We start from the raw sequence: 20,972 nt of genomic DNA on the forward strand, positions 1-20,972 counted from the left end.
CGACACGCCAGCGCACGCCGGAACCGAGCGCGGCTACGGCGCGCCGTCCGCGATCACGTACTGGATATGGACGAACTCCGCGAACGACATCGGCGCTCTTCCCTCGATCTTCTGCTGGATCTCCTTTGCGTCCATCTCGATCGCGAGGTCGCTCTCGACCGCGTCGACGTCGAGTACGGCCGTCGACATCCCCAACAGCAGGTGCTCGAGCGCCATCGTGACGATCGTCTCTGCATCGGGCGTCCCCTCCGCGAGCGCCTGGATCTCGGCGGCCGCCTCGAGCGTCAACTCGGGCGAGTCGCCCGCGGCGAGCGCCTCGAGGGTCGCCTCCTCGAGGTCGGTGTCGGCTGCGACGGTGGCAGGCCCGCGGTCGTCGACGATCGCTGCGAGGTCGTCCTCGTACTCGGCCCGGAGGTCGGCCGGCGAGTCGGGGACGGTCATCCGTTGTTCGTAGAACATACCCGGAGTGAGGAGAATCCGGCAGAAAGGTATTGTGAACCCCGCCGATTCTCGCGTGGCTTCCGGCCGGTCTTCGAAGCCCGCCGAACCGCCGCCCGCTCGAGCGAGCCACATCCGGGCTCGGTTCACCGGAACGTTCAACAGGTCTCACTTACAGGAGAGTGATATGAAAGTAGCCCTGATCGGAGTCGGTCAGGCCGGCGGCAAGATCACCGAACGGCTCGCCCGGTTCGACGCGGACATGGGCTTCGGGGCCGTCCAAGGTGCGCTGGCCGTCAACTCCGCCGAACCCGACCTCCAGTCTCTACAGTACGTCGACACGCAGTTGATCGGTGCCGATCGCGTCAACGGCCACGGCGTCGGCGGCGATAACGAACTCGGAACCGAAGTGATGCAGTCGGATATCGAACAGGTACTGGGCTCGCTCGACGGCCGCGTAACGTCGAAAGCGGAGGCCATCTTCGTCGTCGCCGGCCTCGGCGGCGGCACCGGCAGCGGCGGCGCGCCCGTTCTCGTCCACCACCTCCAGCGGGTCTACGACGTCCCGGTCTACGCGCTCGGCGTCCTGCCGGGTCGCAACGAGGGCGCGCTCTACCAGGCCAACGCGGGCCGCTCGCTGAAGACCCTGCTTCGCGAGGCCGACGCGACGCTGCTGATCGACAACGACTCGTGGCACGAACAGGGCGAAAGCGTCGAGGGTGCCTTCGAGACGATCAACGACCGCATCGCGAAGCGGGTCGGCCTGCTGTTCGCTTCCGGTGAGGCCGTCGAGGGCGTCGGCGAGAGCGTCGTGGACTCGAGCGAGGTCATCAACACCCTCCGGGCGGGCGGCGTCGCGGCGCTTGGCTACGCGACCGCTGTCGCGAGCGAGGACAGCGCGGAGAACATCACCACCGCGATGACCGTCGCGAGACAGGCCCTGCTGACCGGGACGAGTCTGCCCGAGGCGACGACGGCTGACTCGGCGCTGCTGGTCATCGCCGGCAAACCCGAGACGATCCCCCGCAAGGGCGTCGAGAAAGCCCGCCGCTGGCTCGAGGACGAGACCGGGAGCATGCAGGTCCGGGGCGGGGACTTCCCGCTCGACAGCGACCGACTGGGCGCGCTGGTGTTGCTCGGCGGCGCGGAGCGCTCCGATCGCGTCCAGGCGTTCATGGAACGCGCCCGAGAAGCCAAGGAGGCCCAGGAGGACGAATCGACGGACCACGCGGCGGCGTTCGAAGACGACCGCCTCGAGAACCTCTTTTAGCGCCGTCTGAAACGTCGGAAGGGCTTTTTACCCTCGGTTCGCTCACAGTGACAATGACCGAGGAGTGGACCGGTGGCGTCGTCACGGACCGCGGCGACGGCCCGCCCGCCGTCGAGGAGTGGCGGTCGGTGTCGGTTCCCGGGCGGCCCGCGGCGTTCGCCGACGAGGGCCCGATCGCCTATCGAACGACCTTCGCCGACCCCCGGAGCGATCCGAGCGAGCGCGCGCTGCTCGAGCTCCGCGGGGCCTACGACCGCGCGACGATCTGGCTGAACGGGACGGAACTGACGACCCACGAGCCCCATTTCGTTCCCCTTCGGCTCGAGGTCGAGCCCGACCCCGAGAACGAACTGGTGATCGTCTGCGAACGCCCCGATGCATTCGACGGGATCTACGGCACCGACGCGGTGCCCGACCATTTCGGAACGCCCGCCATCTGGTGGGGCGTCGAACTCGAGTCCCGGCCCGCGACGTTCGTCCGGCGTTTCGAGGCGCGACCACGGCTGGGTGCGAACCCGAACGGGGACGCCGAGGCGTCCTCGAGCCCGAACGGACCCGACGCAACCGCGGGGAACGCGACCACCGACGGCGCAGGCGCCGCGATCGACGTGACGCTCGAGATCGACGCCGGACGGGCGGTCGACGACGCGGTGACGCTGTCGGTCCGACCCGAGGGGTTCCGCGGGGGTGCCACGATGGAGCGCGTACCGGTCGTGGCCGCGGCGGGCGAGCGGACGACGGTGACAAAGACGATTCCGATCCGGAAGCCGTCGCTGTGGTGGCCCCGCGAGCACGGGCCCCAGAGCCGCTATACGATCCAGGCGAAACTCGGCGGCGACGCGCTCGAGCGGACCGTCGGCCTCCGGGAGATCGAGTGCGACGAGGACGGCCTGCTGGTCAACGGCCGCCGCGTCCGACCCCGCGGGTTCGCGCGGCTCCCCGGCGGCGACCCGCGCGAGGACGTCGATCGGGCGGTCGAAGCCAACGCGACGATCCTCCGAACCCACGCGCACGTGCCGCCGCACGACCTCTACGAGGCCTGCGACGAGGCGGGCCTGCTCGTCTGGCAGGATCTGCCCGCCGTCGGTCCCGACCTGCCGGTCGAGCGAGGGACCGAACTGGCGGCCGCGCTCGCCGAGGAGTACGGCCGCCACCCGAGTCTCGCGATGTACGGCGTCCAGGACCGACCCACCGATCCGTTCGCGGAGCCACTCGGGAGCGGTCTCCTCTCGAGACTGCGCTTTCGCTATCGCGCGTGGCGCACGTCGGTCGACGACGGCCCCGCGCAGGGGCTCGCCGACTCGTTCCCCGACGACCGGCCCGTCGTGGCGACGATCGGCGCGCCGGGGACCGGTGCGGAGGCCGCCCACCTCGCGCTCGGTTGGCAGTACCTCGCGGCAGACGACATCGACTGGCTGCTCGAGACTTATCCCTCGCTGGGCGATCGCGTCGGCTGGTTCGGTGCTGGCTCGCTCGCGGACGACGACGCCGATCCGGCGGACGTGGCGGGGCTCGACGCGGCCCTGCTCGAGCGCCGGGCGACTGACGCCGAGGGCTCACAGCGCGAACAGGCGCGAACGCTGAAGACGGTCGCCGAGGGGCTCCGCCGACGGGGCTGTGGGCTCCTCGCGGCATCGGCGATCCGGGACAGCGCGCCGGGCGGCGGGATGGGCGTCCACGCCGTCGACGGCGAGCCGAAACTCGCCGCCGAGGCGATCGCCCAGTCGTTCGAGCCAGTACAGGCCGTTCTCGACGGTCCCGCCCGGTCCGGGACGGTCGCCATTACGCTCTGTAACGACACCGACGAGGCCCTCGAGGCGATCGTCGGCTGGCGTGCCGGTGAGAACACGGACACCGAGCGGGTCAGCGTCGAGCCGTTCGAGACGGCCGACGCCGGCTCGGCGCGGATTCCGGGCGACGCCGAGCGGGTCGACCTCGAGGTCGGGATCGACGATCGGCGGATTCGTAACCGATACCATTTATAAGCGTCGCGCAGTGTGTGCCACACTCCAACATGGCACGAGGAGGGCCCTGCTAACCGGTTTCAGGGGTTTGGCGACCGGTACATTTAAATTACAAGGGACAGTAGTTGCGGGTACCAGAACGCCACCGGGGCGCGTATCGCTCGACGATCGATGACAGGAAATCTTATTCACCGAGGTTTCGCAGATCGTGAGCAGCCGCTTCGAGCGGCCGGACGGCTGTCGATCGGGTTCTCTCACTCAGTAGCGAGAGATCCGTACGGCCTCCAGTCGGCTCCCCGGTGCGGGTATGGCACAGAGGTTTGAGTAACATGGTAGACGAATCGAAGAACATCGAACTGACAGAGGACGACCTAGAAAACAAATCGAAAGGACAGCTCATCAAGATGGCCGGTCAACTGCGAGACCGGCGCAACGAGCTGAACCAGATGGCTTCCGAGCGGGCTTCTAAACGCGACGACCTCAACGCGAAGACTCGCGAGAAGGTCGACGAAGCCCAGGAACACCGCGAGAAACGCGACGAGTTAAACGAGCAGGTCCAAGAGCACAAGGAGAGCCGCAACGAGCTCAACGCCGAGGCCAACGAGCTGTTCGACAAGGTCGAGCAGCTCAAGTCGGACATGGAGCTCGACGAGGGCAAGGACCTCGAAGAGCTCGAATCCGAGATCGAAGACCTCGAGTTCAAACAGCAGACCGAGGTCCTCTCGAGCGAGGAGGAAAAGGAGCTCATCGAGAAGATCGAGAGCAAGCGCGAGGAGTACGAGGAGCGCAAACAGAAGCTCGATCAGAACGAGGATTTAGAGGAACTCGTCGAGGAAGCCGAGGAAGTGCGCTCGGAGGCCTCCCAGCACCACCAGAAGGTGACTGAACTGGCGGACAAGGCCCAGGAACACCACAACCAGATGATCGAGGCCTACCGCGAGGCCGACGACATCCGCGACGAGGCCGACGAGATGCACGAGAAGTTCGTCGAGGCCCAGGAGGCCGCCGACCGCCACCACGAGGACTTCGTCCGCGTCCAGAAGCGCCTGCGCGAACTGGACAAGAAAGAAGAAGAGGAGCGCAAGTCCGAGCGCGACAAGAAGAAAGAGGAGGCCAAAGAAGAGGCCGAAGAGATCTATCAGAAGTTCAAGGAAGGCGAGACCTTGGACACCGAGGACCTGATGAAGCTCCAGAAGACGGGACTGCTGTAAGTCGATTTCGTCTACCGCGTCTTTTCTCCCGATATTCGGGATTCGAAAGCGGGCGTGTAGCGCTGCCTGTCGGGAGTGAGGGAAGCGACGCGTCGGCGTCCTGGCCGATCCCCGCCTCGAGCGCGCTCTCAGCGCCGTCGGTCACGGTCGGCTGAGGGTTCACCTCTCGTGACAGTCTCGAATCCGTTCTCATCGCCTGTGAACCGAGGGCGCTATTTTGTCCGTACGCGTGATCGACGCGACCTAGCAGAGCAATGAAATCGAACGAACGTCGGTCGGTCGAGAGCCCGACCGCTCGAGAACGACTCACCGAGTTCTACGCGGCGTTCAACCACGTCGTGACCGACCGCAGTGAACTCGACGAGATGGCGGCGCTGTTGACCGACGACGCGACCTGGACGGACGCGACGACCGGCGACCGAGCCGATCGGACCTACGTGGGGATCGACGCCGTCCTCGAGAACGTCGTCGCGACACCGGGCGAACGGTCCGATCACGTACAGGCGCTTCCGGAGCGATTCGTCGATGCGGGCGACACCGTAGTGGTAGAGGGAGCATACGTCGGCACGGCCGACGGTAGGAACTTCGATATCGCGTTCGCTCACGTGTTCGACCTGCGTGACGGCCGGATAGCCGGCTGTACGGCCTACAGGGATACCGCGATCGAAAATCAAGTATTCGATGCCTAACGCGGCGTACCCCCGGCCAATCCGGAGCGGGAACCCACGGCGCGCAGTATTCGATCTATAACAATGGAACCAGATCCACTCCAGTCGGTCATGAAACGCTCCAGGGACGACGCAAGCGTGGTCGTGCCGGGGATCGACGCGCCGAGTACCGTCGCCTGTCTCCGCTCCCTTCGACCGCGCGGCGTCCGTACCATCGTCGGCTCCGAGTCACGGTCGACGCCGGCGGCCGCCTCCTCGCATCGCGACGAGTTCGTTTCCCTCCCGGATCCGGAGATTGATCTCCCCGCGTACGGCGACGCGTTGCTCTCGCTGGCCGAACGCCCGGACGTCGAAACGATCATCCCCGTCCGGGAGGAGGACGTCTACGTCCTCGCGGACCGGAAAGACGACTTCGCCGACGAGGTCGCGACGCCGTGGCCCGATTTCGAGACTCTCCGACGCGTCCAGGACCGAGTCGAACTCTTCGACGCCGCCGCCGCCGCCGGCGTCGAGGCTCCCGAAACCGCCCGCCTCGACGAGTGGGACGACTGGGACCGCGAGACGATCGTGAAGCCGCGCTACACCGTCGCCGCCCCGGCCTATCTCGGGCCGACGTTCGACCGCGCCGAGATCGGTTCCACCGAGTACCAGCGGCCGGGTACGCGGCCGGATACGACGACGGAGGTCGAGACCCGTGGCCACGTGCCGCTCGTTCAGGAACGGATCCCCGACTCGAGGGAGTTCGGTTTCTTCGCCCTCTACGATCGCGGCGACCCGGTCGCGACCTTCCAGCACTGCCAGCGCCGGGGCTGGGAGTACTGCGGCGGCCCCAGCGCCTACCGGGAGTCGGTCTCCATCCCGGAACTCGAGGACGCCGGACGTGCCCTGCTCGGCGAACTCGAGTGGCACGGGCTTGCGATGGTCGAGTTCCTGCGCGACCCTGCCGACGGCGAGTTCAAGCTGATGGAGATCAACCCGCGCTTTTGGTCGTCGCTGCCGTTCTCGGTCCGCGCGGGCGCGGATTTCCCCTACTACTACTGGCAGTTAGCGACCGGCGAGGCACTCCCGTCGGATCCGACCTACGAGGTAGGGATGGGCGGTCACCTGTTGCGGGGCGAACTCAGCTACCTCCACAGCGTCGCGACCAAGGAGTATCCGCTCGTCGAGCGGCCGTCGCTGGACGAGGCCGCGCGCGATGTCGCCGCGTCGCTCGTCCGCCATCCGCGGTTCGATTACGCGGTCCCCGACGATCCGGTGCCGTTCTTCCAGGACGGCGTCAACCTCGTGCGGGCGTGGCTCCGGAGTACGGCGACGGATCGGTCGGTCACCACGAGCGGGACCGTCGGCACCGAGTTCGATACCGCGGCCGAGGCCGACGCCGAACGCGAACGCGCGCCCGAAGACGGCGCGAAATCGAGCGACGCGGATCTGGCCGCGGACGGCGACCCGACGCGATCGGCCCAGACCGACGGCGGGGACCGATCCGACTCGCGGTAGCCGTAGCGTCGGCCGGCGTCGGCTCCCGGCAACGCGGCCGGTAACCGCCAACGCTTAACGGGAACCGCTTCCAGATACGGATATGCTTCCGACTCGAGGTGGCAGCCGTGGTCAGTAGCGAGGGTATCGGCCGACTCGTGATCGTCGTCGCCGGCGGGCTCGCGTTCGCGGCCGTCGGCGTCGTCCTGTTCGTCCTCTTCCCGACGACGCTGGCGGACCTACTGGGCGTGCTCTTCGCGCTGGCGGTCGCCCTCGTCGGCGTGCGATTCGCGGGCAACGCCGCCGGCTCGCTGTTTCCGGGCTACGACGTCGCAGAGGTCGCCGTCGAGGGACCGATCACCCGCGACGGCGGCGGCGGTCGATTCCCGTCGGGTCCGGGGTCGACGCCGGCCGACGACATCGTCGCCCAGATCGAGCGCGCGAACGACGACGGGAACGTCCGGGCGCTCCTCTTGAAACTCAACACGCCCGGCGGCGAGGTCGTGCCAAGCGACGACATCCGGCTGGCGGCCCAGCGGTTCGACGGACCGACGGTCGCGTACACGACCGACGTCTGTGCCAGTGGCGGCTACTGGATCGCGAGCGGCTGCGACGAACTCTGGGCCCGCGAGGGCTCCATCGTCGGCTCGATCGGCGTCATCGGCTCGCGGATCAACGCCAGCGGCCTCGCCGAGAAAGTGGGGCTCTCCTACGAGCGATTCGCGGCCGGCGAGTACAAAGACGCCGGCAACTCGCTCAAGGAACTAGACGAAGACGAGCGCGCGTACCTGCAGGGGCTGATCGACGACTACTACGACACCTTCGTCGAGCGCGTCAGCGACGGCCGCGACTTAGAGCCGGAGTTCGTCCGAGATACCGAGGCGCGGATCTACCTCGGCGAGGAGGCCTACGACATGGAACTCGTCGACCACCTCGGCACCCGTCGAGAGATCGAGGACGAACTCGCCGATCGCCTCGACACCGACGCGGTGACCGTCGAGGAGTTCGAGCCCGAACGGCCGCTGATGGCTCGCGTCGGCGCGGGTGCCCAGCAGGTGGCGTACGCGTTCGGGGCCGGCATCGCCGGCCTCGGCGACGGGCGCGGCTTCCGGCTGCGGAGTTGAATCGCCGATCGGCCGCGTTCGCCGGCGGCCACGCGACCGCCGAGCGCGCCAGACTGTCTCGAACGAGTAAGTGGTTTTATCGTCGCACGGAACCCAACGCCTATCCGTGACAACGCTGGTCGTCTGCCTCGACCGGACCGACGACGTGGGCCGCAAGACCGGTCTGCGCTCGCCGGTCGTCGGCTGGGAGGCAGTCCGCGCGCTCGTGACCGACGTCGGCCTCGCGGATCCGGAGGACTCGGGCGTAAACACCTTGCTCGAGTCGCTGCGCGTCGCACAGAACTTACGCGACGAGAACGAGGAGGTCGTCGTCGCGGTCGTCTCGGGTGACCGGGAGTCGATGGTGTCGGCCGACCGCGCGGTCGCCGAACAGCTCGACGACCTCATCGCCGACTACGACCCGGAGTCGGCCGTCGTGGTGACCGACAGCGCGGAGGACGAGCGGCTGATTCCGATCGTCGAGAGCCGGGTCCGTGTCGACTCCGTGGACCGAGTCGTCGTCCGACAGGCCCGCGACATCGAGTCCACCTACTACCTGCTCAAACAGTTCCTGGCCGACGAGGAACTTCGCCAGACCGTCCTCGTGCCGATCGGGCTGACGCTGCTGGTTTTCCCGATGCTGGCGACCACCGTCGGCCCGGCGAAGGGCGCTGCCGCGATCACCACCGTCATCGGCCTCTTCTTGCTCTACAAGGGGTTCAACGTCGACGAACTCCTGACGCGCCTGGCCCACCAGACACGAGAATCGCTGTACTCCGGGCAGGTGTCTGTCGTGACGTACGTGGTCGCGGCCGGACTGACGTTCATCGGGCTGTTCGTCGGCGCGCTCGGCGTCTCGAACCTCGGCGACACGCCAGGGGTCGTCATCCCGGCGACGCAGTTCGCCTTCGACAGCGTCCCCTGGCTCGCGATGGCCGCGCTGACCGCCAGCGCCGGCCGATTGCTCGACGAAGTGATCAGCGAGGAGCCGATTCGCACCTCCTTTCTCAACCTGCCGTTTATCGTCCTGGCCGTCGGGCTGGTGATCCGCGGCTTCTCCGCGTACTTCCTCGAGCAACAGGACGTGATCGAGCCGTTCGTCGTCCCGGCGGCCGAACTCGGCGTCGTCTCGAACGAGCGGTTCGTGATGGGCGCCGGCCAGCGGCTCGCGGTGTTCGTCGTCACCGCCATCGTCGTGAGCCTCGTCGGCGCGCGGATCGCGTCGATCTTCAGCGACTCGAGCGAGGACGCAGAGCGTGGTGACGGCGGCTCGGACGCCGATCACGCGGACGGTGGGGGCGGCTCCGACGCCGCCCTTGAGTCCGCGGGGCCGGCCGACGCGACCGCCGAGCCCGAGCGCGGACTGGATCGGACCGACCCGGAACTCACCGATGGCGGGGCCGACGCGAACGCGAATCCGAACTCCTCGCGGGACCGGACCCGCTGAGCCGACCGGACTCGGTATCCCTTTACCCGCGCCGGTCTACCTCCGACCATGAGTGACGCAGACGGCGCGTGGGTCAGCCTCTTCTCCGGTGGCAAGGACTCCTCGTGGGCGCTGTATCAGGCCCTCGAGCGCGGCCTGCCGGTCGAACGGCTCGTTACGGTCCACCCTGCGGGCGACTCGTACATGTACCACGTCCCGGCGACGGAACTGGCCGCGCTGGCGGCCGAAAGCATCGGGATCGACCTCGTCGACGTCGAACCGGACGACTTCGAGGCCGGCGCGGCGACCGACTCGAGCGCACAGGGCGACGACGAACTCGAGCCGCTCGAGGCCGCGCTCGAGGCCCTCGAGCGCGACCTGCCGGGCGGTATCGCGGGTGTGACGGCGGGCGCCGTCGAGAGCGAGTACCAGACGAGCCGGATTCGGGGGATGTGCGACCGTCTTGGTTGTGACCTCTTCGCCCCGCTGTGGCAGGAGGATCCGCGGGAACTGGCCGACGCGATGCTCGAGGCCGGCTTCGAGATCGAAATCATCCAGGTCGCGGCCCACGGGTTAGACGAGTCGTGGCTGGGCCGGACGCTCGATCGCGAGGCGATCGCCGATCTCGAGGCGCTCAACGAGGAGTACGGCGTCCACATCCTCGGCGAAGGCGGCGAGTTCGAGACGTTCGTGGTGGACGGCCCGCACATGGATCAGCGGATCGACCTCGAGTACGAGACCGAGTGGGAGGGGACGCGCGGCCGGTTGCGGATCACGGACGCGACTGCAGTACGGTCGCACCGCGAGTGAGCGGAGCGAACGAGCGGCTGTTTTTGGTCCAGATTATTGCGCGAGGGGTGAGGGGAGCGAACCCGAGCGAAAAAGGTGGTTCCGAGACGTTCGTGGTGGACGGCCCGCACATGGACCGGCGGGTCGATCTCGAGTACGAGACCGAGTGGGAGGGGACGCGCGGCCGGTTGCGGATCACGGACGCGCTTAGACTGATCGTTCGACCGGCGGTGTTTCGGCTCGCCAGCGTTGGCTGCGGGTCATTCACCACGCCTCGAGGGTCGCCTCGCGCTCCTCGGGGTCGGTGTACGTCCACCACGCGATTCGATCGAGTTCGAGTGGGGTGTAGCCGGCGACGAACGCCAGCCACTCACAGGAGGCGATCGTCAGCCGGTCGGTCGCGGTATCGATCGGCGACGACTCGAGGTCGGCGGCGACGGCCTCGAGAAGCCGCTCGATCGTCGGGTCCGGCGTGACGGTCTCGACGCCGGCCAGCTGGCGCAGATACTGGAACGTCGACGGGCCGACGCCCGAAATCGTCCCGATCGGGTTCTCGTCGTACCGGTAGTGGTCCGCCGTCGCGGCCCAGTCGACGAGCGCAGTCAGGTCGTCGTCGGCCGATCGGTCCGCGAGCACGCGGGCGATCTCGAGGAGGACCTGTCGCTTGCGCTGCGCGCCGAGCGCTTCGACGAGGTCGTCGTCCTCGAGATCGACCTCGGCGAGGGCCGCGAACGAATCGACCCGATCGGTCTCGAGGAAGGCGTCGCGAAACCGTTCGACGGCCGGTTTGATGCCGTCGACGAACCGCTGGCCGGTCGACGCGGCGGCGGCCTCGGCGATCAGTAACAGGGGGTCGTCACCGGTCCAGCGCCGGAACTCGCGAAAGTCCGTCGCGAGGTCCTCGTAGGGAACGCCGTCGGCGTAGGGCTCGAGTACCGCTCGAACGGCCGGATCGGGGTGCATGTGCGTCGTCCCCACGCATCACACGGAAGACCCATAGCTGTGTCGCCTCGCTCGAGACGACTACCGAGGGCTACTCCGCGCCGTTCGTGATCGTCGTATGGGCACCGATGAGCGCCCCCGCGAGGTCGAGGTTCTCGATGTGGGTGCCCTGATCGATGATCGAGCGGCGGATGTCGCCGTTGCGGACCGTCGCGTCCGGGAAGATGACCGTGTGCTCGAGGTCGGTCCCCTCGAGGGTGGCGTCGGCCATGACGTGGACGTTCTCGCCGACCGTGGCGTCTTCTAGCGTCGCGGAGTCGGCGACCAGCGACTCGCCGTCCAAGTGCCAGGCGACGGCGTCGAGGTAGCTCTCCGGGGTGCCGATGTCGAACCACGCGCCCTCGAAGGTGTAGGCGTAGGTGTCCTCGCGGTTCTGGAGCCACTGGACGAACCAGCCCGGCTCGTCGGGGTTGTTGCCGTCCTCGAGATAGGTCGGGAGCAGATCCAGCGACTCCTGCGGGAACGCGTAGCAGGCGATCGAGACGAGCGTGCTCTTGGGATCGTCGGGTTTCTCCTGAAAGTCGACGACGCGGTCGCCCTCGAGGTCGACCAGCCCGTAGGATTTGGCCTTCTCGCGGGAGCCGACGTCGTAGGCGGCGAGCGTGGGCGCGCCGTGGGCATCGAAGTAGTCGAGAAAGTCGGAGACGGCGAAACTGATCAGGTTGTCGCCGGCGATGACCAGCAGGTCGTCGTCGACGCTCTCCCGGTCGATCAACTGGGCGAGCGCGCCGACGACGCCGAACTTGTCGTCTTCCTCGGTCGTCTCCTCGACCGAGAGCTGGGGCTTGTCGAACTCGCTGTCGGCGAGGTGGGCCTCGAAGTCGGGAGCGAACCGCTCGTTCGTGCTGACGTAGACCGTGTCGATCCGATCGTCGGACTCGAGTTCCGCGAAGATACGATCGATGACGGTCGACTCGCCGATCGGGAGGAACATCTTGGGCCGATGTTTGGTGATCGGCCACATACGCGTCGCGTACCCGCCTGCAAGGACGACGGCCTTCATGGGCCGCTGTTCGCCAGCAGGGTGTAAGTCACTTACCCTTTCAACAGCCCGACGGGAAGCCGACGCACGGAATTCGTGTCCGGTCGGGGCGAACAGAGCAAACGCTAAAAGCGCGAGCGCCGTCAGCCGAGGTATGCGCGAGGCCGACGAAACGACGCGGCAGCGACTCGCCGACGCCCTCCGCGACGAGCCGGCGACGCCGAGCGAGTTGGCCGTCGAACTCGATCTGACGCCCCACGCGGTGGTCCGTCACGTCGAACACGTCTCTCGGTCCGTCGATGGAACCGACGAGCAACTGCTCGTCGCCCCGCCGACGTGTCGAGACTGCGGCTTCGACGACTACGACGACCTCCTGAACCTCCCCTCGCGGTGTCCCGACTGCAAGAGCGAATCGGTCGACGAACCCACCTTCACCATCGAGTGACCCCGTCGACGTTCATCCCCTGCGGACTGTCGGTATCAGTTGACATTTCTCAACCGGATCCGATACTAATATTTACGGCGCAGGCGAGACCCTGATACGAACCTTCGAGCGAGCGGCGGCGTCTCGTCCCGTCGGCGGCGGCCGCCGTCTCCGTCTTTGGGCGCGGTCGCTCGACTCGAGGACTCGAGCACCTATGAGTTCCGGATCTAACTCGGACATCGACGCGGTCGAGTTCGTCCAGCGACTGCTCAACTGGCTCGACGGCGACGACCACGATCTCTCGGGCGACTCGCTCGACGACGCGTTCGCCCTGCTGGCCGACCGGCGTCGGCGACTGCTGCTCGAGGTCATGCGCACCTACGAGGAGGAACTGACGCTCCCGGACGCGGCGGAGGAAGTCGCGGTTCGGGAGACCGGAAACAGCGTGCGAAACATCTCGGCCGAACGGGTCCAGGAGGTCTACCTGTCGCTGTACCACGACCACCTCCCGCGGCTGGTCGATGCCGGCTTACTCGAGTACGATCAAGAGCGTGATCTGGTCGCCCCCGACGCGGTCTAGAACTCGACGTTCGAGGTCGACGTACGATCGAGGTCGTCGCCCTCGATCGGCCCTATCCCGACGAACTCGTAATCGCCGTCGGTCAGATACACGTCGCCGTCGGCGACGCTCACCTCGAGTTCGGTGAGGTAGGCCCCCTCGCAGGGACCGAACGTACACTCGCCGGAGTCGGCCTCGAAGTACGCGCCGTGGTTCGCACAGACGAGTTCGCCGTTTCGCATCGGCGCGCCCGACCCCTTGTCCAGTTTGATGTGCGTGAAGTGCTGGCAGTAGTTGAGCCAACAGGCGACGCCGTCCGCTTCGGCGATCGGTTCCCCGCCGTCGGTCGCCGCCGGGTCGGTCCTGACGAGGATCGCTTCCCGTATCTCGCCTGCATCGTCGGTGACGCGAAAGCAAACCGTCGAGTCGTCGGGCACCTCGGACAGCGCCGTGATCCGTCCGTCGTCCATCACGCTCCGGTTATCGGTCGGTCACCCTGAACGTTACGCCACCCTGTGGCACATGTCTGACGGAATTTTAAACATCTCTCCGACCAACGCCGTCTATGGACTCCCTTCTCGTCTACGGTTCCTACGGCTACACGGGACGGCTGATCGCCCGCGAGGCCGTCGCGCGAGGCGGTTCGCCCGTCGTCGCGGGCCGCGACGGCCGCGCGGTCACCGAGCAGGCCGACCGGCTCGGCGTCGAAGGGCGGACGTTCGACCTCGAGTCGGACGCGCTCCGCGCTCAGCTCGCGTCGTTCGATGCCGTCCTCAACTGTGCGGGACCGTTCGTCGAGACGGCCGGGCCGCTGGTTGCCGCCTGCCTCGAGACGGAGACGGACTATCTGGACATTACCGGCGAGTTCTCCGTCTTCGAGTGTCTCCGCCAGCGCGACGCCGCGGCCCGCGATGCGGGAGTCACTCTCCTTCCCGGCGTCGGCTTCGACGTCGTCCCGTCGGACTGTCTGGCGGCGTTTCTCGCCGAGCAGCTCCCCGAGGCCGACCAGTTACGGCTCGGGATCAGAGGCGGCGGCGGCCTCTCGCGGGGCACCGCGAAGACGCTCGTCGAACACCTCGGCAGCGGCGGGGTCGTGCGCCGAAACGGCCGGCTCATTCAGGTTCCCACCGCTTTCCGAACGCGCGAGATTGACTTCGGCGACGGCCCCGAACACGCCGTCACGATCCCCTGGGGCGACGTGGTCACCGCGGCTCACTCCACCGGTATCGAGTCCGTCGAGGTCTACGCCGCCGCGCCGTCGTGGGCGACGAAGGGGCTCTCAGCCGTCGGCTCGCTGGGGTGGCTCCTCGAGCGCCGGCCGGCCGAACGGCTGCTCGAGCGGCTGATCGACGCCCGCGTCGACGGGCCGGACGAGCGCGCCTTGGCGACCGGCAGCGCCGTCGTCTGGGGGGAGGTCACCGATCGGGCCACCGGCCGACGGGCGCGGGCCCGGCTGCACACGCCGAACCCGTACGCGCTGACCGCCGAATCGGCCGTGACGGCCGCCGAACGCGTCCTCGAGCGAGGGGGTCAGGTCCCGGACGGGTTCCAGACGCCCGCGTCGGCCTTCGGGAGCGAGTTCGCACTCGAGCTCGCGGGGACGGAGCGCGAACTGGTGGACGCGCCGGAGGCGTCGGGCGAACCGGGCGGGTCGGTCGTCACGTCCGACGACTGAGATCGAGCGTCCGTTCGGCTGGCAAGATTTTTATTCATGATTGCTGTCAATAGATATATGTCTCCCGACTCACAGTCTCTCCGCGATCGATTTCGCGACGATCTATCGTCCGGTTCCACACCGGTCTTGCTCACGGCGGTCCCGATCGCGATGGCCGTCGGACTCGGGAGCACGTGGTACACACACGAGGTCGCCGGCGGTTTTCTGCTGCTCGTGACGATCGGCGTCCTCGTCCCCTCCGCACACGAACACTACATGCCGCAGGATCGGTCCTGGTCGCGTGACGTGACGTGGACGATCGCCGCTTCGGCCGTCGCCAGCGGATTGTTCGCGGGCAGTTATCTCCTTGCCGGCATCCTCCTGTCCGATGCCACCGCCACAGCGGTGGTCGCTTTCGTTGCGACGTACCTCTGTGGCTGGACGATGCTTCGACTGCTCGCACGCAGCGATAGCGGCGGTGCGTAACCCGTGTCCCGGCACGTCCTGCTTTCGATCGTCCTGTGGGCGGGGTTCGCTTTCGTCGTGATCGCCGGTGTCGAAGTGATCGTATTCGGACGGTTCGAGTGGATCAAAGCCGTTCCCAGCGCGATCGGTCTGGGAATCGGGCTCGCGTTCGCAGAGAGAGTAGCCCCGGTTCATCGCTCCGGGTCGTGAGGGCCCCGAATCGGGCCCTCATCGGTAACAGGCGTCCTCGACGCGCTCGTCGTACAGCCGCGCGAGTCGATCCGTGACGCGACCGCCGCCGATCGGCTCGCCGTCGAGCGTCGTTATCGGCCGCAGTTCCCAGGTCCGATTGGTCAGAAACGCCTCGTCGGCCGCGAGCACGTCAGCCGGCTCGTATCGCCCCTCGTGAACCGGAACGCCGGCCTCTCGAGCCAACTCGAGGACGAGTTCCCGCGTGATCCCCAGCAACACGGGCCCGTCGGTCGTCGGCGTGTGCAACGCGCCGTCGCGGACGAAAAACAGGTTGCTCGTCGCGCCCTCCGCGATTCGCCCCTCGAGGTCGCACATGAGTGCCTCGTCGGCGTCATCGCCGAGTTCCGTGCGCGCGAGGATGCCGTTGAGATAGTTGTGCGTCTTCGCCGCGGCCGGAATCGCCTCGTCCGGGACGCGCCGCGTCTCGACCGTCTCGACGGCCGCCGGGCTGTCCCAGACGGGTTTGCCCTCGAGCCCGCCGCGGGGGAGCGGTTTGACGTAGACGACCACCGTCGGATCGACCGCGGGCTGGGGGGTGAGTTTCCCCGGCTGGACGCCGCGGGTGATCGAGAGCCGGACGTAGGCGTCCGCGAGGTCGTTCGCCGCCAGCGTCTCGTCGATCCGCTCACGGAGGTCGTCGCTCGTCAGTCCGTGCTCGAGCGAGAGAGTTTCGCAGGTCCGCTCCAAGCGCTCGAGGTGGCGGTCCCACGCGAAGACCGTGCCGCCGTAGGCCCGCAGCGTCTCGAAGGCGGCGTCGCCGTAGCGGAAGCCACGGTCGTCGACGCTGACGGTCGCCTCGCTGGCGGGAACGAGTTCGTCGTCGACGTGATACAGCAGGTCGTCGGTCATGGTACCCTCGAGTCGTCGGTATCTCGTCGTGGCACTCGGAGCGGTATCAAGCTACGGTCTCCCGCTCGAGGGCGTCGACTTCGGCCGTCGATACGGCCTCGATTCGCCCCTCGGTCGGATTCTCGTGTCCGTACACACGGATTTCTACGTCGTCGTTTTTGATGTTCTCGAGTAGCTTATACGGCCCTGAGCGGGGACTTTTCGTCACCCGATCTGAGAACCGACTGTTCTCGCGGGGGGATTATCGGTTGCTATGCACACGACGAGTCGTGACTCGTGTGCATATTCGGGAATCGGATTCTGTCGACGTGCAACCCGAGGGGGAGAGGATAGAAGTTGGTAGAGTTACTTCGTCTCAGACTTTGCTCTTTTTTCCCTCAGCCAGGTGGATAAGTTCTCTTTTATATAGACAATCAGTCCAGAAATTAGGGCGACAGCTGAAATACTTCCAATTATAACAGACATCACAAATATAATCATAGACGTAACAAATGCACTAGTAGGTAGCATCATTATTGCGTTTTTAAGCGATAATGTTCCTACAGCCACCAATTCATAATTCTTAGGCAACCATATCAGACCATTCGATGAAATAATAATAGAAATAAATGATAAGAATAGGAGGATGACTGCGAGTTTAATATCAGACATAACTCTCCCATCTAAGAATTCAAATCCATACAAAATCGCCCCCAGAACAAAAAATCCAATAATTGTTAGTGGGACTATTTGGAGGATTGAGTTTTGATCGAGAATCAGCCATCCAATTGACCAAAATAGGAGATAATAGGATAACGAGAACAGTATTAATTCAATATTTTTAACTCGTAAGTGTGCTCGCATGAGTTCAAATTTCCCTCCAAGTCTCTGCGTCATCTCCTTGTATATCAAATATGTTAGCAGAGCCACAATTAATAACGAGCCCCCATGTCCATATCCTAAATACTTCTCTGTAAGGCCCACATCGCTACCCTGAAGATCATGAGTATAGACCGCAGTTGCAGCGAACACGCCCAAAACAAGAAATAATTCTGAAGTATCTTTGATGAACTCAGATAGGTCGAAATCAGTTCCCATCGTGTATACTACCCAGAAACTCATTTCAGGGATAATAAATCTACATCACGCGAGATTCCTCCGAACAGGCAAGGATCTCAATCGACTCGATTTTCTGACCCCGTCTAAGCGTTTCCGCTAGTTCTGGTTAGCATGGTCCCACCCATACCTACCACCGCTGTAGCGTCTCTGTATCGGCCGACATCGGCCAGTTCGACTTACCGCCAGCGCGGCGCGCGCTCTGCGCGCCGCGCAATTGCCTTGCCCCCTTAGGGGCACGCGTTTTTGCACACAACACAGCCAAGCCATCGTTTGGGCCCGTTTTCTGGATCGCCATCGCAGACTCTAACCAGTCAATATCCTAACGTTCTTTAGGATAGATTGCGTACCGCACGGATGCGCACGAAAGTGCGCTGAGCCGGAGTCCTGCCACCAAGCTAGCACTCCGGCTCACACACGGCCCCCGCGTCGCGGGAGCAATCCACCGTTGGCGTTGGCGAAATAAAGAAGTGCCGACGTCCGCCGACCAGTCGCGACCGTCGTCGACTCGCTCGCCGGGTTGTCTCCGCCGCGTCGGGGCCACAGACCCAAACCCATGGACTCGAGTATCACCATCCACTGCACCTGTGGCACAGCCGTTCGTCTCGAGACGACGGCCGACCCGGTCGGCTGTCCTGACTGCGAGACGACGTACGAACTGACGCTGGTCGAACACTCCGACGATCACGATGCATCCAGCACTCGCTACGGCACTCACGTGTATCGCGGCCCGTGAGGACCGCGCCGTGACGGGCCTGCCGCCCCTCTCCCAGACGGTGGATATCGAGGCCCTCACCGCGGTCCTCGAGTCGAACCCGACCGCCACCGTTCGCTTCGAGTACGAGGGCTACCGAGTCGTGCTCGGTCCCGGCTCTGACGCGGTCACGGTGATCGATCGGGACCGGTGACGGCCCGCCGATCGCCCCCTGAGCGCCGATCCGGCCGGCCCGATCACTCGTCGGCTCGAGCCGCGAACCGACAGAAGTTCGCGATCATCCGCTTGCCGAGTTCGAGCGAAATCTCCTCGCCGGTGCCGTCGTCGCTCGAGTCGGTCGCCGCCGCGTGCTCGCGCGTGAGGATGCTCTCGGGGTGAAACTGCACGCCGATGTGGGGCCGCTCGCGGTGGCGGACCGCCATCAGAACGCCGCGCTCGTCGGTTGTCCGGGCGGTCTCCTCGAGCGTGGCCGGAAGGTCGGCGCGCTCGACCGCCAGCGAGTGATAGCGACCCACCTGAAACGTCTCCGGAAGGCCCTCGAAGACCCCGTCGCCGTCGTGGCCGATCGTCGAGGGCTTCCCGTGGACCACCTCGGGCGCGTGGACGACCGGGGCACCGTTGGCCGCACACAGCGCCTGATGACCGAGACAGACCCCGAGGATGGGGTACTCGGTCTCGGCGAACAGCGGGATCGAAATCCCCGCCTCCCGCGGGGTTCCCGGCCCCGGCGAGACGACGATGCCGGTCGGCTCGAGGTCGCGGACGCCCGCGAGATCGATCTCGTCGTTGCGACGGACGATCACCTCGTTTGCGACCTCTCCCACGTACTGGACCAGATTGTAGACGAACGAATCGTAGTTGTCGATGACGAGCAACCGGTCGCTGCGCTCGCTCGCCGGCTCACGGCTACCGTGCTCGTCACTCACGGTTCTCACCTCTCTCGGCCTCGAGTCCCAGTTCCGCGCGCTCGCCTAACGCCTCGTCGACCGCGGTGATGAGCGCGCGAGCCTTGGCCAGGGTTTCGTCGTACTCGCGTTCGGGGTCCGAGTCGTGGACGATGCCCGCGCCGACCCGCAGGTGGTACTCGTCGGCGTGGCGGACCAGCGTCCGGATGACGATGTTCAGCGTCGCGCGGCCGTCGAACCCGAACAGTCCCACGCTGCCAGTGTAGGGGCCACGTCGGGTCGCCTCGAGTTCGTCGATGATCTCCATCGTCCGCGGCTTGGGCGCGCCGGTGATCGTCCCGCCGGGGAAGACCGCCGCGATCGCGTCGGACAGCGTCGCGTCGGCGCGGAGCCGACCGGTCACGTTCGAGACGAGGTGCATCACCTCGGCGTAGCGGTCGATCCGGCGGTACTCCGCGACGTCGACCGACCCGTACGCACAGACCGTCCCGAGGTCGTTGCGCTCGAGGTCGACCAACATCGCGTGCTCGGCGCGTTCCTTCTCGTCGGCCAGCAGATCGTCCTCGAGCGCGGCGTCTTCCGCGGCCGTCTCGCCGCGCGGCCGCGTCCCCGCGATGGGTTCGGTTCGGACGAACTCGCCGTCACGCTCGAGCAACAGTTCGGGACTCGCGCTCACCAGATCGGCCGCCCGGAACTCGAGCAGACAGGAGTAGGGGGCCGGATTGACCCGTCGCAGGGCGTCGTAGGCCGCGACGGGGTGGACCGCCGCGGGCGCGACCAGTCGCTGTGAGATGTTCGCCTGAAAGGTGTCGCCGTCGCGGACGTACTCTTTGACTCGACGCACGCGCTCGGCGAAGGCCGCGCGGCCGCAGTCGCTCTCGAAGGTCGCCTCGGGGCTCGAGACTGGCGGGTCGCCGATTTCAGGATCGCCCTCGCGGATCGCCCGGGCCAGTTCGAGCGCCCGGTCACGGCCGCGTTCGTAGGCCGCCTCGAGGTCGGCGGCCGTCGGCGCCGGCCCCCGCTCGCTGCCCGCGATTCGGGGACAGGCCGTGATCCGCAGCGTCACCGCGCCGTCGGTCGGCCCCTCCCAGGCGGCCAGCCGGTCGTAGACCGCGGTCTCGAGTCGCGGCAGTCCGCGGTCGTCGACGGCCGACTCGGGCAGGGCCTCGAGTTCGCGGGCCACGTCGTAGGAGAGCCAGCCGATGGCCCCACAGGGGTAGGGCACGTCGCAGTCGCCGCGGAGGAGCCGGTCGCCGGCGAGCAGCCCCTCGAGGGCGGCGAGCGTTGGCGACTGCCCGTCCCCCTCCGCTCGCGAGATGGCGTCGGCACTGACGGTGAGTCGGTCGATCGGATCGACGCCGAAGTAGCCCCAGCCGGGTTGACCGCCGGTCGTCTCGAGGAAGACGCCGCCGTCGGCGTCGCCGTCGCGGGCGCGACGGTAGGCGAGAAACGGATCGTCGACGGTCGCCCGAACCTCGACCGGAACCCGGTGTCCGGCGCGCGTCGAGACGTCACGGTCGGTCGCCGCGTCGCCGTCGGGGTCGCGGGCGGCGGCGCGAAACGAATCGAGCGTCGTGACGACGCGCGGATCGCTCATATCTCGCCGGTCGGGATGGGCGGGTAATCCTCTTGCGATTTCGGGGCCTTCGGTGGCCGTCACCGCGGCGAGCCCGATACCGAAAGCGGCGCTTCCGGCACTCACAGCGCAGCGAAACGGCGGGGAGT

Annotated in this window: 21 protein-coding genes and 1 pseudogene; 14 read left to right on the top strand and 8 right to left on the bottom strand. The window is 66.5% G+C overall.

Annotated features, from left to right (window positions below; genetic code table 11):
- Window positions 1–33: 33 nt before the first annotated feature.
- Window positions 34–459: a DUF5791 family protein gene (locus NKH51_RS18195; protein WP_254763084.1), complete on the bottom strand. Its 426-nt coding sequence runs from the start codon at window positions 457–459 to the stop codon at window positions 34–36.
- Between the two features lie 166 nt (window positions 460–625).
- Here NKH51_RS18195 and NKH51_RS18200 point away from each other — a divergent pair, with 166 nt between their 5' ends.
- The 9 genes and pseudogenes from NKH51_RS18200 to NKH51_RS18240 form a co-directional block, all read left to right on the top strand.
- The gene (locus NKH51_RS18200) at window positions 626–1,708 is read left to right on the top strand and encodes a tubulin/FtsZ family protein (protein ID WP_254763085.1); all 1,083 of its coding nucleotides are present in this window, start codon (window positions 626–628) and stop codon (window positions 1,706–1,708) included.
- Window positions 1,709–1,761: 53 nt separating this feature from the next.
- Window positions 1,762–3,693 (top strand): glycoside hydrolase family 2 protein, encoded by a 1,932-nt coding sequence (locus NKH51_RS18205; RefSeq protein WP_254763086.1) that lies wholly within the window; start codon window positions 1,762–1,764, stop codon window positions 3,691–3,693.
- A gap of 308 nt (window positions 3,694–4,001) precedes the next feature.
- Window positions 4,002–4,883: a coiled-coil protein gene (locus NKH51_RS18210; RefSeq protein WP_254763087.1), complete on the top strand. Its 882-nt coding sequence runs from the start codon at window positions 4,002–4,004 to the stop codon at window positions 4,881–4,883.
- A gap of 254 nt (window positions 4,884–5,137) precedes the next feature.
- Window positions 5,138–5,572, top strand: coding sequence for a nuclear transport factor 2 family protein (locus tag NKH51_RS18215; protein ID WP_254763088.1), 435 nt, complete (start codon window positions 5,138–5,140; stop codon window positions 5,570–5,572).
- 90 nt (window positions 5,573–5,662) lie between these two features.
- The gene (locus NKH51_RS18220; RefSeq protein ID WP_254765176.1) at window positions 5,663–7,048 is read left to right on the top strand and encodes a carboxylate--amine ligase; all 1,386 of its coding nucleotides are present in this window, start codon (window positions 5,663–5,665) and stop codon (window positions 7,046–7,048) included.
- A 107-nt stretch (window positions 7,049–7,155) separates the two neighbouring features.
- Entirely contained in the window at window positions 7,156–8,151 is a 996-nt protein-coding gene (gene sppA, locus NKH51_RS18225; RefSeq protein ID WP_254763089.1) for a signal peptide peptidase SppA, read from the top strand.
- A gap of 106 nt (window positions 8,152–8,257) precedes the next feature.
- Complete coding sequence (locus tag NKH51_RS18230) at window positions 8,258–9,577, top strand: DUF373 family protein (protein WP_254763090.1); 1,320 nt, start codon at window positions 8,258–8,260, stop codon at window positions 9,575–9,577.
- 48 nt (window positions 9,578–9,625) lie between these two features.
- Entirely contained in the window at window positions 9,626–10,366 is a 741-nt protein-coding gene (locus tag NKH51_RS18235) for a diphthine--ammonia ligase (protein WP_254763091.1), read from the top strand.
- Window positions 10,367–10,434: 68 nt separating this feature from the next.
- Window positions 10,435–10,551, top strand: a pseudogene (locus NKH51_RS18240) (diphthine--ammonia ligase); the annotation flags it as partial.
- A 58-nt stretch (window positions 10,552–10,609) separates the two neighbouring features.
- Here NKH51_RS18240 and NKH51_RS18245 read toward each other — a convergent pair.
- The gene (locus tag NKH51_RS18245) at window positions 10,610–11,308 is read right to left on the bottom strand and encodes a hypothetical protein (RefSeq protein ID WP_254763092.1); all 699 of its coding nucleotides are present in this window, start codon (window positions 11,306–11,308) and stop codon (window positions 10,610–10,612) included.
- Between the two features lie 70 nt (window positions 11,309–11,378).
- Window positions 11,379–12,350 (bottom strand): nucleotidyltransferase family protein, encoded by a 972-nt coding sequence (locus tag NKH51_RS18250; protein ID WP_254763093.1) that lies wholly within the window; start codon window positions 12,348–12,350, stop codon window positions 11,379–11,381.
- A gap of 133 nt (window positions 12,351–12,483) precedes the next feature.
- On the opposite strand from NKH51_RS18250, the gene NKH51_RS18255 reads away from it, so the two are divergent.
- A complete protein-coding gene (locus NKH51_RS18255) occupies window positions 12,484–12,774 on the top strand; it encodes a transcriptional regulator (protein WP_254763094.1) in 291 nt (96 codons plus the stop codon).
- Between the two features lie 193 nt (window positions 12,775–12,967).
- A complete protein-coding gene (locus NKH51_RS18260) occupies window positions 12,968–13,333 on the top strand; it encodes a DUF7344 domain-containing protein (protein WP_254763095.1) in 366 nt (121 codons plus the stop codon).
- Here the strand turns inward: NKH51_RS18260 and NKH51_RS18265 are convergent.
- Window positions 13,330–13,782, bottom strand: coding sequence for a Rieske (2Fe-2S) protein (locus NKH51_RS18265; RefSeq protein WP_254763096.1), 453 nt, complete (start codon window positions 13,780–13,782; stop codon window positions 13,330–13,332). The genes NKH51_RS18260 and NKH51_RS18265 overlap by 4 nt on opposite strands.
- Window positions 13,783–13,877: 95 nt before the next feature.
- On the opposite strand from NKH51_RS18265, the gene NKH51_RS18270 reads away from it, so the two are divergent.
- Window positions 13,878–14,987: a saccharopine dehydrogenase family protein gene (locus NKH51_RS18270; RefSeq protein WP_254763097.1), complete on the top strand. Its 1,110-nt coding sequence runs from the start codon at window positions 13,878–13,880 to the stop codon at window positions 14,985–14,987.
- Between the two features lie 57 nt (window positions 14,988–15,044).
- A complete protein-coding gene (locus NKH51_RS18275) occupies window positions 15,045–15,452 on the top strand; it encodes a hypothetical protein (protein WP_254763098.1) in 408 nt (135 codons plus the stop codon).
- Window positions 15,453–15,659: 207 nt separating this feature from the next.
- Here NKH51_RS18275 and NKH51_RS18280 read toward each other — a convergent pair whose 3' ends face one another.
- Window positions 15,660–16,532: an aminotransferase class IV gene (locus NKH51_RS18280; RefSeq protein ID WP_254763099.1), complete on the bottom strand. Its 873-nt coding sequence runs from the start codon at window positions 16,530–16,532 to the stop codon at window positions 15,660–15,662.
- A gap of 345 nt (window positions 16,533–16,877) precedes the next feature.
- Window positions 16,878–17,609 (bottom strand): hypothetical protein, encoded by a 732-nt coding sequence (locus NKH51_RS18285; RefSeq protein WP_254763100.1) that lies wholly within the window; start codon window positions 17,607–17,609, stop codon window positions 16,878–16,880.
- A 707-nt stretch (window positions 17,610–18,316) separates the two neighbouring features.
- On the opposite strand from NKH51_RS18285, the gene NKH51_RS18290 reads away from it, so the two are divergent.
- Window positions 18,317–18,535, top strand: a complete 219-nt coding sequence (locus tag NKH51_RS18290) for a HalOD1 output domain-containing protein (RefSeq protein WP_254763101.1) — start codon at window positions 18,317–18,319, stop codon at window positions 18,533–18,535.
- Window positions 18,536–18,578: 43 nt separating this feature from the next.
- Here NKH51_RS18290 and NKH51_RS18295 read toward each other — a convergent pair whose 3' ends face one another.
- Complete coding sequence (locus NKH51_RS18295) at window positions 18,579–19,268, bottom strand: anthranilate synthase component II (protein WP_254763102.1); 690 nt, start codon at window positions 19,266–19,268, stop codon at window positions 18,579–18,581.
- Window positions 19,261–20,844 carry an aminodeoxychorismate synthase, component I gene (pabB, locus tag NKH51_RS18300; protein WP_254763103.1) on the bottom strand — a complete coding sequence of 528 codons (1,584 nt, stop codon included), beginning with the start codon at window positions 20,842–20,844 and terminating at the stop codon, window positions 19,261–19,263. Before pabB ends, NKH51_RS18295 begins: the two co-directional genes overlap by 8 nt.
- Between the last annotated feature and the right edge of the window lie 128 nt (window positions 20,845–20,972).

Origin of the sequence: Natrinema marinum (assembly GCF_024296685.1) — an archaeon.
GTDB classification, from domain to species: Archaea; Halobacteriota; Halobacteria; order Halobacteriales; family Natrialbaceae; genus Natrinema; species Natrinema marinum.

Coding starts and splice junctions, on each gene's coding strand:
- NKH51_RS18195 (WP_254763084.1), bottom strand. CDS start 459: ATGTTCTACGAACAACGGATGACCGTCCCCGACTCGCCGGCCGACCTC.
- NKH51_RS18200 (WP_254763085.1), top strand. CDS start 626: ATGAAAGTAGCCCTGATCGGAGTCGGTCAGGCCGGCGGCAAGATCACC.
- NKH51_RS18205 (WP_254763086.1), top strand. CDS start 1,762: ATGACCGAGGAGTGGACCGGTGGCGTCGTCACGGACCGCGGCGACGGC.
- NKH51_RS18210 (WP_254763087.1), top strand. CDS start 4,002: ATGGTAGACGAATCGAAGAACATCGAACTGACAGAGGACGACCTAGAA.
- NKH51_RS18215 (WP_254763088.1), top strand. CDS start 5,138: ATGAAATCGAACGAACGTCGGTCGGTCGAGAGCCCGACCGCTCGAGAA.
- NKH51_RS18220 (WP_254765176.1), top strand. CDS start 5,663: ATGAAACGCTCCAGGGACGACGCAAGCGTGGTCGTGCCGGGGATCGAC.
- NKH51_RS18235 (WP_254763091.1), top strand. CDS start 9,626: ATGAGTGACGCAGACGGCGCGTGGGTCAGCCTCTTCTCCGGTGGCAAG.
- NKH51_RS18245 (WP_254763092.1), bottom strand. CDS start 11,308: ATGCACCCCGATCCGGCCGTTCGAGCGGTACTCGAGCCCTACGCCGAC.
- NKH51_RS18250 (WP_254763093.1), bottom strand. CDS start 12,350: ATGAAGGCCGTCGTCCTTGCAGGCGGGTACGCGACGCGTATGTGGCCG.
- NKH51_RS18255 (WP_254763094.1), top strand. CDS start 12,484: ATGCGCGAGGCCGACGAAACGACGCGGCAGCGACTCGCCGACGCCCTC.
- NKH51_RS18260 (WP_254763095.1), top strand. CDS start 12,968: ATGAGTTCCGGATCTAACTCGGACATCGACGCGGTCGAGTTCGTCCAG.
- NKH51_RS18265 (WP_254763096.1), bottom strand. CDS start 13,782: ATGGACGACGGACGGATCACGGCGCTGTCCGAGGTGCCCGACGACTCG.
- NKH51_RS18270 (WP_254763097.1), top strand. CDS start 13,878: ATGGACTCCCTTCTCGTCTACGGTTCCTACGGCTACACGGGACGGCTG.
- NKH51_RS18275 (WP_254763098.1), top strand. CDS start 15,045: ATGTCTCCCGACTCACAGTCTCTCCGCGATCGATTTCGCGACGATCTA.
- NKH51_RS18280 (WP_254763099.1), bottom strand. CDS start 16,532: ATGACCGACGACCTGCTGTATCACGTCGACGACGAACTCGTTCCCGCC.
- NKH51_RS18285 (WP_254763100.1), bottom strand. CDS start 17,609: ATGGGAACTGATTTCGACCTATCTGAGTTCATCAAAGATACTTCAGAA.
- NKH51_RS18290 (WP_254763101.1), top strand. CDS start 18,317: ATGCATCCAGCACTCGCTACGGCACTCACGTGTATCGCGGCCCGTGAG.
- pabB (WP_254763103.1), bottom strand. CDS start 20,844: ATGAGCGATCCGCGCGTCGTCACGACGCTCGATTCGTTTCGCGCCGCC.